Origin of the sequence: Stappia sp. WLB 29 (genome assembly GCF_023507705.1) — a bacterium.
In the GTDB taxonomy this organism is placed as follows: domain Bacteria; phylum Pseudomonadota; class Alphaproteobacteria; order Rhizobiales; family Stappiaceae; genus Stappia.
The window spans coordinates 382390-394908 of record NZ_JALBGD010000003.1 but is presented as its reverse complement, the minus strand read 5'-3'; the positions used below and the strand labels follow the sequence as shown (position 1 = coordinate 394908).

General features: G+C 69.1%; 10 protein-coding genes, 1 tRNA gene and 1 pseudogene. 5 read left to right on the top strand and 7 right to left on the bottom strand.

What is annotated here, in order from left to right:
• Positions 1-116: 116 nt before the first annotated feature.
• The 4 genes and pseudogenes from MNI96_RS08175 to MNI96_RS08160 all read right to left on the bottom strand — a co-directional run bounded on the left by MNI96_RS08175 (position 117) and on the right by MNI96_RS08160 (position 3276).
• A complete protein-coding gene (locus tag MNI96_RS08175) occupies positions 117-1352 on the bottom strand; it encodes a flavin-dependent oxidoreductase (RefSeq protein ID WP_249691988.1) in 1236 nt (411 codons plus the stop codon).
• Positions 1349-1807: a cupin domain-containing protein gene (locus MNI96_RS08170; RefSeq protein WP_249692229.1), complete on the bottom strand. Its 459-nt coding sequence runs from the start codon at positions 1805-1807 to the stop codon at positions 1349-1351. Before MNI96_RS08170 ends, MNI96_RS08175 begins: the two co-directional genes overlap by 4 nt.
• 51 nt (positions 1808-1858) lie before the next feature.
• Positions 1859-2689 (bottom strand): annotated as a pseudogene (locus MNI96_RS08165) (hormone-sensitive lipase); the annotation flags it as partial.
• A 146-nt stretch (positions 2690-2835) separates the two neighbouring features.
• Positions 2836-3276: a cupin domain-containing protein gene (locus MNI96_RS08160; protein ID WP_249691986.1), complete on the bottom strand. Its 441-nt coding sequence runs from the start codon at positions 3274-3276 to the stop codon at positions 2836-2838.
• A 181-nt stretch (positions 3277-3457) separates the two neighbouring features.
• Here MNI96_RS08160 and MNI96_RS08155 point away from each other — a divergent pair, with 181 nt between their 5' ends.
• Both MNI96_RS08155 and MNI96_RS08150 read left to right on the top strand, forming a co-directional pair.
• The gene (locus MNI96_RS08155; protein WP_249691983.1) at positions 3458-4483 is read left to right on the top strand and encodes an AraC family transcriptional regulator; all 1026 of its coding nucleotides are present in this window, start codon (positions 3458-3460) and stop codon (positions 4481-4483) included.
• 216 nt (positions 4484-4699) lie between these two features.
• A tRNA-Arg gene (locus MNI96_RS08150) sits at positions 4700-4776 on the top strand.
• A gap of 1 nt (position 4777) precedes the next feature.
• Here the strand turns inward: MNI96_RS08150 and MNI96_RS08145 are convergent.
• The gene (locus tag MNI96_RS08145) at positions 4778-5713 is read right to left on the bottom strand and encodes a LysR family transcriptional regulator (protein ID WP_249691981.1); all 936 of its coding nucleotides are present in this window, start codon (positions 5711-5713) and stop codon (positions 4778-4780) included.
• Between the two features lie 132 nt (positions 5714-5845).
• On the opposite strand from MNI96_RS08145, the gene MNI96_RS08140 reads away from it, so the two are divergent.
• From MNI96_RS08140 to MNI96_RS08130, 3 genes are all read left to right on the top strand, one after another.
• On the top strand, positions 5846-7069 hold the full coding sequence (locus MNI96_RS08140) for an MFS transporter (RefSeq protein WP_249691979.1): 1224 nt from the start codon (positions 5846-5848) through the stop codon (positions 7067-7069).
• A gap of 196 nt (positions 7070-7265) precedes the next feature.
• Positions 7266-8681 (top strand): lipopolysaccharide biosynthesis protein, encoded by a 1416-nt coding sequence (locus tag MNI96_RS08135; RefSeq protein ID WP_249691977.1) that lies wholly within the window; start codon positions 7266-7268, stop codon positions 8679-8681.
• 313 nt (positions 8682-8994) lie between these two features.
• On the top strand, positions 8995-10122 hold the full coding sequence (locus MNI96_RS08130) for a GNAT family N-acetyltransferase (protein ID WP_249691976.1): 1128 nt from the start codon (positions 8995-8997) through the stop codon (positions 10120-10122).
• 43 nt (positions 10123-10165) lie between these two features.
• Here the strand turns inward: MNI96_RS08130 and MNI96_RS08125 are convergent, their stop codons facing one another.
• Both MNI96_RS08125 and MNI96_RS08120 read right to left on the bottom strand, forming a co-directional pair.
• Positions 10166-11809: an acyl-CoA synthetase gene (locus MNI96_RS08125; RefSeq protein ID WP_249691974.1), complete on the bottom strand. Its 1644-nt coding sequence runs from the start codon at positions 11807-11809 to the stop codon at positions 10166-10168.
• 13 nt (positions 11810-11822) lie between these two features.
• On the bottom strand, positions 11823-12341 hold the full coding sequence (locus tag MNI96_RS08120) for a CAP domain-containing protein (protein WP_249691973.1): 519 nt from the start codon (positions 12339-12341) through the stop codon (positions 11823-11825).
• Positions 12342-12519: the final 178 nt, after the last annotated feature.

Sequence of the window (12519 nt, the reverse complement as noted above, 5' to 3'; positions counted from 1 at the left end):
GGGGTCGATTTGCCTCTGGCGGCATCAAGGCGCGCAGCGCCCCTGCCTGCCGTATCGTCCTGCCGTATCGTCCTGCCGGCCTCCCGTCCGCCGGTCTTCTTGTCTTGTCTCGTGCCTCAGCCGGCCTTGCGCGCGGCAAAGCCCGCCATCTTGGCATAGCCTTCGACGATCGCCTTGCGGTCCTCGTAAGACAGCACATCGTCGATATGGTCGAAGCGGCGCGGGCTCAGCCGCTCCACCTCGTCGATCACCCGCTCCGGCCCGCCGCGTCGGTTGGTGCGCACCACCTCCGCCGTCTTCGGCAGCCGCTCTTCCTCGTAGCGGTAGAGCGCCTCGCGCGGGTGCTCGGCCGCCGCCATGTGGTCGGCCAGGCACCTGGCATCGAGGATCGCCTGCGCCGCCCCGTTGGAGCCGACCGGATACATCGGGTGCGCCGCATCGCCGAGCAGCGTCACCCGGCCATGGGTCCAGCGCGGCAGCGGGTCGCGGTCCGCCATCGGATATTCGAAGATCGTGCCGCTGGCGCGCACCAGGGCCTCCACGTCGAAACCGGGCACCGTGAAGCGCCTTGCATAGGGCAGCACCCGCGACAGCGGCGCCTGGCGCGACCAGCTCTCGGGCGGCGGCGGCGACACCGAGCCGTCGGCAACGCGCACATTGACCACCCAGTTCATCAGCTGCCGGCCGTCCTTCGCCGGGGCGATCGGGTAGAGCACCAGCTTGGCGCCGAGACCGCCGGCGATCGCCATCGTCTCGCCGTCCTCCCACACCGGCCATTCGGCCGCCCCGCGCCACATCACGACGCCGGCCCAGCTCGGCGGACCCTCGTCGGGGTAGAAGCGCTTGCGCCCCATGCTGTGGATGCCGTCGGCGCAGATCAGCACCTCGCCGCGCAGCGTGCGCGAGGCGACGCCCTCCGCCGCATCGGTGAAATGCGCCGTGACGCCGGCCTCGTCCTGCACGAAGCCGGACAGCCGCAGCCCGGTCAGCACCGCGTCCTTGCCCATCCGCTCCACGGCCGCGTCGTAGAGCACCTTCTGCAGCCGGCCGCGATGGATCGAGAATTGCGGGAACGCGTGGCCCGCATGCTGGCCTCGCAGCTCGCGCCACACTTCCTGGCCCTGGCGGGTCAGGTAGCGCAGCTCGCGGGTCCTCAGTCCCACCTCGTCCAGCCGGTCCAGCAGCCCCAGACCCGCCAGTTCCTTGATCGAATGCGGCAGCGTGTTGATGCCGACGCCGACCTCGCGCACCTGCGGCGCCTGTTCCACCACCTGCACCTTGATGCCGCGCTCGTGCAGCATCAACGCGGTGGTCAGCCCGCCGATGCCTGCGCCCGCGATGAGGACGGTCATTGTCCCGCCCCGCTGTCTTCCGGCGGCAGGAAGTCGATGGCATGGGCGGCCGACACCGCGACGATCTCGGCCGGATCCGCGCCCGGCCCCATGTTGTGCAGCGCCCAGAACAGGTCGTAGAGCTGCAGCGTCGGCGTCACCCAGAACAGCGTCTTGATGGTGCTGTCCGACTTGTTGAAGATCCCGTGCGGGATGCCGCGCGGCAGCTTGACCAGGTCGCCCGGCTCGCCGATCGCCTCCTTGCCGTCCAGCAGGAAGGTGAAGCGCCCTTCCAGGATATAGAGGAACTCGTCCTGGTCCGGGTGGATATGCGGTGGCACGAAAGTGCCGGGCGGCAGCGAGGCGTGCCAGGAGAAACACTCCTCGGTCATCTGCTTGGGCACATAGGTCTGGCCCAGGATGTTCCAGCGGATCTGGTCCAGGCTCTCGCGGGACTTGACGATACCGGGCTCCATCGCGGTCTTTCTCCGTTCTGTCTTGCGCGCGCCAGCCGCTCCCGCCGGGGAGCCGACGAAGGCGTCGGTGATCGGCGATGCCGGGTCCTTCAGGGCCTCCAGCACCGTGAAATGATTGTGCTCGCCGTCGACATGGGCGCGCGCCGGCACGTCCAGCCCGCCCCAGATGTCGGCGAGCAGCTTCGCCTGGCGGATGAATTCGGGCCGCTCGCCGCCGCCCACCCAGCAGGTCAGGGGAGCGGCCAGCCCCGGCTCGGCGAGCGCGGCGCTTTCGGCCCGCGCCTCGGCAAGGTCGAGATGCAGCGTGTCGTTCATGCCCGTGTGCAGCAGCGGGCGCAGGTCGTGCAGGCCGCTGATCGACAGCGTGTGCTCGATGCGGTTGCGCACGCCCGCCTCCAGCAGGCTGTCGGCGCAGACCATCCGCGTCACCAGATGCCCGCCGGCCGAGTGGCCCGACAGGCGGATCGGCCCGTCGACCCGCGCCGCCGCATGGGCGATCGCCCGGGCGATCTGGCCGGTGATCTGCGAGATGCGCGCCTCGGGGGTCAGCGTGTAGCTCGGCAGGCACACGGCCCAGCCGCGCGCCCGCGCCCCTTCGGCGAAGTCGGTCCAGTAGGACTTGTCGAGGCGCATCCAGTAGCCGCCATGCACGAAGACGGCGAGGCCGCGCGGCGTGCCTTGCGGCCAGACGATGTCGTAGGTCTCGCGCGGATGCGCGCCATAAGCGATGTCGAGGTCGAGCCGGTGGCCGGCCGCCTGCATGGCGGCGCGGTACTCGGCCGCACGCGCGGACCAGAAGCCGGGCAGCTCGTGCGAATTCGCCACATGCGCCATGTTGGCGAAGGCGTCGTCCCAGTCTCGGGCGGGGGGCAGCAGGGGCATCGGTCTCGCGTCTTGGCTCTCGGGTGAAGACTGCGGCGGGCGCGGCGGCTCGGCCTCAGGCGAACCGTCCCCCGCGGAGCCGCTCATCAGCCGGGCGAACAGACGACGCAGCACGCCGCCCGCTCCCGTGCCCGACATGTTGCTGGTCAGGCACCCTCCGGCGGCGGCAGGAAGTCGACCTCGTGCAGGGCCGACAGGCGCACCAGCTCGGCCGGATCGGTCACCCCGTCCAGCACGGTGAACAGCTCGTAGAGCTTGCGTGCCGGCGACACGCCGAAGACGCAGCGCGCGGTCTTGCCCGAGCGGTTGAAGATGCCGTGGGCGATGCCCATCGGCATGCGCACCGTGTCGCCCGGCCCGGCCCGCACCACGTCCGCACCGAACTCGACCTCCAGGTTGCCCTCGATCAGGTAGATCCACTCGTCCTGGGTCGGGTGGATATGCGGCGGCACGAAGGTCCCGTCCGGGATCGTCGCATGCCAGATGAAGGCGTCCTCGCTCTTCAGCTTCGGCACATAGGTGTGCCCCACCACGTTCCAGGAATGTCCGTTGAGGCCGGCATCGGCCTTTGTCACGCCAGGTTCCATTGTGCAGGCTCCGTCTGGATAGGGTTTTTGCGGTTTTGTTCGCCCGAGCCTGCACCGGAACCGCAAAATCCCTTATCCAGAAAACGAACGCGTGTTGCGGCGAAATATTTTAGACTTGAAATATCACAAGGAACTTGCGTTCATCTCAGGCCAAGAGGCTTGAACGAGCCCGGGGAACGCCATGACCGCCGAACGGACACTGCCGCCGAGGGAGTACTTCGCGAGCCATCCGGTGCTGCGCACCAGCGACCTCGACGAGGCCCGCCACCGGGTCGGCCAGAAATTCTGCGACCACCGGCTGGAGATCGGCAACCGCCGCGCCAGCCTGTCCGTGCGCCACAACGCGGTGCGCGGGCTGAACCTGTCGGTCAACTATCTTTCCTACGGTGCGGAAGTCAGCGTCGATCCGGGCCTGCTCGGCTCCTTCTATCTCTTCCACCTTCCGCTGTCGGGCCGCACCCGCATCCAGCACCGCGGCGAGGAGATGACGGCAACGCCCCTGGCCGGCGCGATCCTCAACCCGGACCGGACCGCGCGGCTCGACTGGGGCGAGGGCTGCAGCAAGGTCCTGGTGCAGATCGACCGCACCCATCTGGAGACCGTCGCCCGCGATCTCGTCGGCGCGCCGCTGCCCGGTCCCGTCCGCTTCGACATGAAGGTCGATCTCACCTCGCCGCAGGGCCGGCAGCTGCACCGCATGGTCACCGCCTGCGTCGAGGCGGTGGAGGGCGGCCGCCTGTTCCAGCGACCGCTCGGCGGCGGCGACCTGCGCGCCGAGCACGACCTCGCCCACGCGCTCCTGATGCTCCAGCGCAGCAACATCACCCACATCATCGAGCGCGCCGACCATCAGGCGCGGCCGCGGGCGATCCGCCTGGCGCTCGACTACATCCACGCCAATCTCGCCGAGCCGATCACCCTGGCCGACATCGCCCGCGCCGCCGGCATCAATGTCCGCACTCTCCAAAAGGGCTTCCAGCGGGTCTTCGGCTTGTCCCCGATGCAGGTGCTGCGCAATGCCCGCCTCGACACCGCGCATTACCAGCTCCTCGCCCACCGGGATGCCCCCAGCGTGACCGAGGCGGCCTTCTCCTGCGGCTTCTCCCATCTCGGCCGCTTCTCGCGCGACTACAAGGAGAGGTTCGGCCACTCGCCGAGCGACCGGCGGACCCTGAGACCGGCCGGCAGCCGAGACCGGCCGGATTGAGAGCGGAAACTCGAAATTTCGCGAGATTGAGACGGAATTTCGCAAAATCCTGCGCAAAATTCGAGACGGCTTCGATACGTCCCGGCGCAGGGAGAGGCTCTGCCCTGTCCCCGCCCCTTGCGAAAAGCCGGTGCGCCAAAGGAAATTGATTTTTCACGCCAGTTTGCTATCAAGCCCGGCAGGATGGCTCAGCTGTCCCCGCCGCACACGCAGCATGGTCCCGTAGCTCAGCAGGATAGAGCATCAGATTCCTAATCTGAGGGTCACAGGTTCGAATCCTGTCGGGATCACCATTTATCCCCGCACCGCCGTTTCGGCCGCAGACGGGGACAAGGCCGCCTCGGCCGGGCCGACCCGGCGGGCGATCTCCAGAAAGCCCTGCAGGTAGTCGGTCGCCAGCTCCGCCCGCCGCACCCCGATATTGATGCTTTTGCCGAGCCCGCCCTGTCCGATTCCGATGCGGGCGAGGTCCAGCCCCGCCGCGCTCTCGACCAGCAGCCAGTCCGGCAGTACCGTCACTCCCCGCCCGGCCATCACCATCTGCAGGGTCAGCTCGACGCTTTCCACCGTCACCCGCCGGCGCGGACGATAGCCGGCCGGAATGAGAAAACGGGTAAACAGATCAAGGCGTTCGGCCGCAACCGGCACGGTCAGGAGGTCCTCGCCCAGCAGGTCTGCCGGCTCAATGAAGGCACGCCGGGCGAGCCGGTGATCTGCCCGCACCGCCAGCTTCAGCTCGTAGTCGAAGACCGGCTCGAACTCCAGGTCCGGCACGTTGACCGGGTCGGGCGTCACCAGCACGTCGATCTCGTGCGCCGCCAGCGCCGCGACGCCGTCGAAGCGGAAGGCCGTGCGGATCTCGATGTCGACGTCCGGCCATGCCGCCAGGAACGGCCCCGTCGCCCGCATCAGCCACTTTTCGCAAGGATGGCACTCCATGCCGATGCGCATCGCCCCGCGCCGGCCCTGCGCGATGTCGGCCAGAACCTGCTCCGCATGGTCGAGCTCGGGCACCAGCCGGTCGGCCAGCCGCAGCAGATATTCCCCCGCCTGGGTCAGCTGCAGGCTGCGGCCCTTGCGGTGCCAGACCTTTACGCCGTAACGGTTTTCCAGCTTGGCGACCGCATGGCTGATCGCCGACTGGCTGAGGTTCATCCTCTCCGCCGCGGCGGTGACGCTGCCCGCCCGCACGACCTCACGGACGAAGACGAGATGCTGCCGGTCGAGCATTCATGCAACCCTTTCATGAATGTGTGAAATATCATCATTTCTGCTCATATTCCCGATCTGCTATGCGATGGTCAATGCTTGGCGCGTCGTCCCCCGTGCCGGATTTTGCCCACCAGTCAGGTTCAAGCCCCAATGTCCGACGCTGCGGCGGCCCAGCCCGCTTCCTCCGAGCTCTCGTCCCTCTACCAGTACGCGCGCGGCAATGTCGTCCGCCTCGCCGTCGTTCAGGCGCTGGCCGGCGCGAACTCCGTCGTGGTCTTCGCCACCGGCGCGATCGTCGGGCACACGCTGGCGCCGACCCCGGCGCTGGCAACGCTGCCGATCACCATCTTCGTCGTCGGCATGGCCGCCTGCACCCTGCCCTCCGGCGCCATCGCCCAGCGCTACGGCCGGCGCGCCGCCTTCCTCGCCGGCACGGTCTGCGGTGTCCTGGTCGGTCTGCTGGCAGCACTTGCCGTCGTCGTCGGCTCGTTCTGGCTGTTCTGCGCGGCGACCTTCTTCGGCGGCGCCTATGCGGCGGTTGTCCTCTCCTTCCGCTTCGCCGCCGCCGACTGCGTGCCGGCCGACAAGCGGCCCCGCGCCCTGTCGCTGGTGATGGCCGGCGGCGTCTTTGCCGGCGTCATCGGGCCGCAGCTGGTCACCTACACGATGTATCTGTGGATGCCCTACATGTTCGCCGCCACCTTCCTGGCGCAGGCGGGCGTGGCGGCGCTGTCCGCCTTTATCCTCGCCGGCATCCGCCTGCCGAAGCCGACCGCCGCGGAACGCGCCGGCGGCCGCCCGCTCGGCCTGATCGCCCGCCAGCCGCGCTTCATCGTGGCGGTGGCCTGCGGCGTCGTCTCCTATCTCCTGATGAACTTCCTGATGACCGCCGCCCCGCTCGCCATGCAGCTGTGCGGTCTGTCGCAGGAATCCGCCAATCTCGGCCTGCAGTGGCACGTCATCGCCATGTATGCGCCGAGCTTCTTCACCGGCAGCCTGATCGCCCGCTACGGCGCCACCACCATCGTCGTCACCGGCCTCGGGCTGATCGGCGCCTCCGCCGTCGTCGGCCTGACCGGCATCGAGGTAACCCAGTTCTGGGTGACGCTTGTCCTCCTCGGCATCGGCTGGAACTTCGGCTTCATCGGCGCCTCCGCCATGGTGCTGGAGTGCCACCGGCCGGAAGAGAAGACCCGTGTCCAGTCGCTGAACGACTTCGTCGTCTTCGGCACCATGGCCTTCGGCTCGCTGCTCTCCGGCGGCCTGCTCACCGCCTATGGCTGGACCACGGTCCTGTGGTTGTCCTTCGTGCCGCTGGCGCTCGCCTTCATCGCCATCGCCGCCTCGCGCAGCCTGTCTCCCGCCCGGAGCTGACCGGCAGGCAGCGGTTCACCGCGACGACGGCCCCAGCGGCGCACGGCTCTGGTTCCGATCACCCGATTGTGATCCGGCGCCTGTCGCGCTCGGGTTCCGCTTGCGTCCATACCCTTGCTCCTGCACGCAGACCGCACGGAAAATTAAGCCACTGCGGCTAGTTTCTCCCGGTTGACCCGAGAAGGAGCTCCCGGCGTTGCGCCTGTCGCCAGTGACATGGGCCGAAAGGATCCTGCCCGCCGCCCTTTTCGCGCGCGTGCAGCCCTTGCTTGCCCGCTGCGAGCTTGTCCTCAACGGCGAGCCTGACGCCTCGCGCGCCCAGCGCATGGCGCTCACCGTGTTCGCGATCCGCGTTCTCGGCGCCGTTCTCGCCTATGTCATGCAGGTTATCCTCGCCCGGCTGATGGGCGGCCACGAATACGGCATCTACGTCGTGGTGTGGACGCTCGTCGTGGTGCTGGGCATCTTCGCTCCGCTCGGCTTCTCGTCCTCGGTGCTGCGGCTTATCCCCGAATACCGGGCCCAGGGCCGGCACGGACGGCTGCGCGCCCTGCTCGTCGGCAGCCGGCTTGCCGGCGGCCTTGCCGCCACCACCATCGCCCTTGTCGGCATCCTTGCCGTGTGGCTCGCCGGCGACCTCATCGCCTCACACTATGTCCTCCCCCTCGCGCTCGGCGCCGTCTGCCTGCCCCTCTTCACCATCGGCAGCATCCAGGACGGCATCGCCCGCGCCCACGACTGGCCGCTTCTGGCCATGTTGCCGACCTTCATCTGGCGCCCGCTGGCGATCCTCGCCGGCATGGCCGCCGCCATCTGGGCCGGCATTCCGGCCACCGCGACCAACGCCTGCATCGTCACCATCCTCGCCACCTGGGGCGTTGCGCTGGTGCAGATGCTGGTCCTCTCCCGCTCCCTGCCGCGCGCGCCGGCGAGCCGCCCGCTGCGCAGCGATTGGACCTTTCGTGACTGGCTGCGGATCTCCCTGCCGATCCTGCTGGTGGAAGGCTTCTTCCAGCTTATCACCAGCGCCGACGTGGTGATGGTCAGTCTGTGGGAGGATCCGCATCAGGTCGCGATCTACTTCGCCGCGTCCAAGACGCCGGCCCTCGCGCACTTCGTCTATTTCGCGGTGCGCTCCGCCACCGCCCACCGTTATTCCCGCCTCTATCACGCGGGCGCGCGCGAGGAGCTGGGTGCCTTCGTCGCCGACACCGCCCGCTGGACCTTCTGGCCGACGCTGGCCATGTGCGCGCTGCTGGTGCCGGTGGGTCCGCTGCTGCTGTCGCTGTTCGGCCCCGGCTTCACCAGCGGCTATCCCGCGATGCTGATCCTGCTGGCCGGCGTGCTCGCCCGCGCCTGCGTCGGCCCGGCCGACGCCCTGCTGACCATGGCCGACCAGCAGGGGCGCTGCGCCCGGATCTACGCCCTCGCCTTCGCCCTCAACCTTGCGCTCAACATGACGCTGATCCCGCTGCTCGGCATCAACGGCGCGGCCATCGCCACCGCCGGCGCGATGATCTTCGAGGCCTGCGCCCTGCGCCACCAAGCCCGCCGGCATCTTGGCGTGGACCCGTTCATCCTCGCCCCGCGCGCACCGCAGGCCGCGCCGTGACCCTGGCCCCGATGCCGGCCGGCGCCCCGCAAAGGTTAACCAAGTATCAACGAAACACGTTCAATTGCCCGCATGCTGTGGCATCTTCCCTGCCTGAAACCGACGGTTGCCCCCGACTGGGATCGGGATCGGCAGGCCGGCGGTCGAGGGGGCCGGCATGGCAATCGCCGAAGACATCAGGACGGACGGCGCAGCCGGGGCGGGGCGCTCCGGCGAGCCGGCAACCCGCCCGCATGAGGCCGGTTCCCGTCGCCGCAAGGACCCTCGCCAGCCGGTCCGGGATGCCCGAACGCCCCAGCGACAGGACAGAGCGATGAACGCCCTCGTCTTCCGTGCCGGCGAGGCCGAGGCCCATCTGCCGCACTGGCGCGCGCTCGCCGAGACGGCGCTGGAGCCGAACCCCTTCTTCGGTCCCGACTTCCTGCTGCCCTACCTCGCACATATGCAGTCCGCCGACGTGCCTATCCTTGCCGTGCGCGATGCAGGCGACGGCAGCTTCCTCGCCCTTGTTCCGTTCCTGCGCCGCCGCGCCGGCCTTGCCGTGCCGGTCGTTGCCGCCTGCGCCGGCGACTACGGTCCGCTCGGGACCCCGCTGCTGGCGCCCTCCGCCGACAGCGCCGTCCTGTCGCTGCTGCTGGACAAGGCGGCAGAGGAATTCGGCACCCGGACCTTCCTTATCCCCTATCTGCGCACCGACGGGCCGGTCAGCGAACTCTTCGATGATCTCGCCCACGACGCCGGCTGGCAGGTCACCCGCACCGCCAGGGCCGTGCGCGCCGGCCATGCCGCGGGACCGACCGGCGAGGAGCAGTTCCGCCTGATCGGCACCCGCCGCCGCAAGGAGCTGGACCGCCAGTTGCGCCGGCTGGAAGAAACGAACGCCTCGGCCGAGTTCGGCAGCGTGTCCGATGCAGAAGAGGTGAAGGCCGCCTTCGAGCAATTTCTGGCGCTGGAGGCTGCGGGCTGGAAGGGCCGGCGCGGCACCGCACTGGCGAGCAACCCGGAGCGCGCCGCCTTTGCCCGTGCCTTCATCTCCTCGCTGGCCGCAAGGGGACGGGTGCGCATCGACACCCTGGGCGAGAGCGATACCCCCGCCGCAATGCTGGTGACGGTACGGGATCGCGACCGGGTGTTTTCCTGGAAGATCGCCTATGACGAACAGCTGGCGCGCTTCTCGCCGGGCGCGCAGGTAGCCCGCCAGGCGATGCGCCGCAATCTCAACGAGGCCGGCTTTTCCGATGCCGATTCGCTCGCTGTTCCCGACCACCCGATGATCGCGCCGCTGTGGCGCGGTTCGGTGCCCTTTGCCACCCTGGTCGTCTCGAAAGGCGCGGCCGGCGCCGTTCGCGGCGCGCTTGCCCGGCTCGACATCGCCGCCGACCGCAGGCTGCGCAAGCTGGCCAGGGTGCTGCTCGCGCGCCTGCGCAAGGGGCGCAACTGAGCGCAGGCACCAAGAGCACCGAGGCTTGCTCGTCAGGCGGAGCCTACTCGTCGGTCTCCAAGGTGCTGCGCACAGCGTCCTCGCGCAACAGCCGGCGGATGACCTTGCCCGTGGTCGTCATCGGCAGTTCCTCGACGAAGGCAATTTCCCGCGGATATTCGTGCGCCGAAAGCCGCGTGCGCACATGGTCGCGGATTTCCTCCTCCAGCGCCGCATCGGGCGCAACGCCACTTGCCGGCACAATGAACGCCTTGACGATCTCCGTGCGCAGCGGATCCGGCTTGCCGACGGCGGCGGCCAGCGCCACCGCCGGATGCGACAACAGGCAATCCTCGATCTCGCCCGGGCCGATGCGATAGCCGGCCGAGGTGATGATGTCGTCGTCGCGCCCGACGAAATGGACATAGCCGTCCTCGTCGACCACGCCCTGGTCGCCGGTGGTCATCCAGTCGCCGATGAATTTTCCGACCGTCGCCGCATCCTGTTCCCAATAGCGCAGGAACATCACGGGGTCGGGCCGGCGTACGGCGATCTGCCCCTGCTGCCCCGCACCGAGAACACCGCCGTCCGCGCCGATCACCGCCACCTCGTGTCCCGGCACCGGCTTGCCGATGGCGCCCGAACGGCTGACGCCGAGGGCAGCGCAGGATGCCAGGATCGCGTTGCACTCGGTCTGGCCATAGAACTCGTTGACCGTGAGCCCGAGATCCTCGCGCGCCCAGTCGTAGGTCTCCCGGCCCAGCGCCTCGCCGGCCGAACCGACGGTGCGCAGCGCCAGATCGAAGCGCGCCCGCGGATCGGCCACCGCGCGCATCATCTTCAGCGCCGTCGGCGGGATGAAGGCATTGCGCACGGCAAATCGCTCGAGCAGCGCGAAGGCACGCTCGGGATCGAACTTCTCGAAGCGGTAGGAAACGACCGGCACGCCGAGCGTCAAGGCCGGCAGCAGCGCGTTGAGCAGCCCGCCCGCCCAGGCCCAGTCGGCTGGGGTCCAGAACAGGTCACCCGGCTGCGGCAGGAACTCGTGCGCCATCTGGATGCCCGGCAGATGGCCGGCGAGCACCCGGTGGCCGTGCAGCGCGCCCTTGGGCTGACCCGTGGTGCCGGAGGTGTAGATCATCATCGCCGGATCGTCCGGCCCGGTCGCAACGCTCTCGAAGGAGGCCGCCCCTTGCGCCGCCAGCGTCTCGAAACACAGCGCGCCCGGCGCTGCGCCATCGGTGGAGACGACCAGACGCAGCATGCCGAGTTCGTCGCGGATCTCCGCCATCTTGGCAAGTCCGGCCGCATCCGTGATCACCGCTGCCGCGCCGCTGTCGGCGAGCCGGTAGCGCAGCGCATCGACGCCGAAGAGATTGGCGAGCGGCACCGCGACGGCGCCCAGCTTGTAAACGGCAAGATGGCTGAGCAGCGTCTGCGGCGACTGCGGCAGCAGCAGGGCCACCCGGTCGCCGCGAGCGATGCCCTGCGCCCTCAGCGCGTTGGCAAGCCGCGAGGAGGCCTCCTCGAGCCGGCCATAGGTCCAGCGCTCGATGCTGCCGTCCTCGCGAAGATGCAGCAGGGCCTCGCGCTCCGGCTCACGGGCGGCGAAGGCGCCGCAGGCGGCGTCGGCGATGTTGTAACGCGCCGGGATCCGCCAGCGGAATCCGGAAACGAGAGCCTCGTAGGTGTCGGCGCGCTCCAGCATCGTTCAAGCCGCCTCAAGGCTGCCCGGCCGGCCCGGCGAGCACCAGCGACCAGTACACCTTGTGCCGGGACCCGGGCGCATAGGCGGTGGCGATGCCCATGCGGGTCGCCTTGCCGTCGAGCATCACCGCATTGTGCTTGGGCGAATCGCGCCAGCCGGAAAACGCTTCGGCGATGGTGCGGTAGCCGGCGCTGACATTCTCCACCGCGTAGGTCTTTTCCTCGCCGGCGGCGGCAAGGCGCACCGCCAGGCTGTTGCCGCGCTGAAGCGAGGCCTGGATGTCCTGGGCGCGGGCCATGGCGAGGGCCTGCTTCTGGGCCACCTGCATCAAGGCCGGATCGATGGAGAGCGAGCCTGCGCCGTTGGACTGGCGATAGCTGGTGATCATCTGCTGCGCCGCGGCCGCATCGACGGAGGCGTCGACCCGGGCAAGGTCCTTGTAATAGGGCGGAACGACGTTGCGCTCCGGCATGCAGGCGGCGGCAAGCAGCCCGACAAGGGCGACACAGCCGATACGAAGCCGAAAGGTCATGGGGATCTCATAGCGTCCCGCGCGGCGCGGGGCGAGGAAAAACGAAGGAGCGGCGGCCGCGCGGCGCCCCTCAGGCCATGCTGTCCGGCCCTGCCGGTCATGGTCAGGGGCGCAAGGATAGGGCTCTCCTCTTGAGAAAGCGTTGATGGGCAAGACGCCTCGGCCCTGCCGCGGGAAA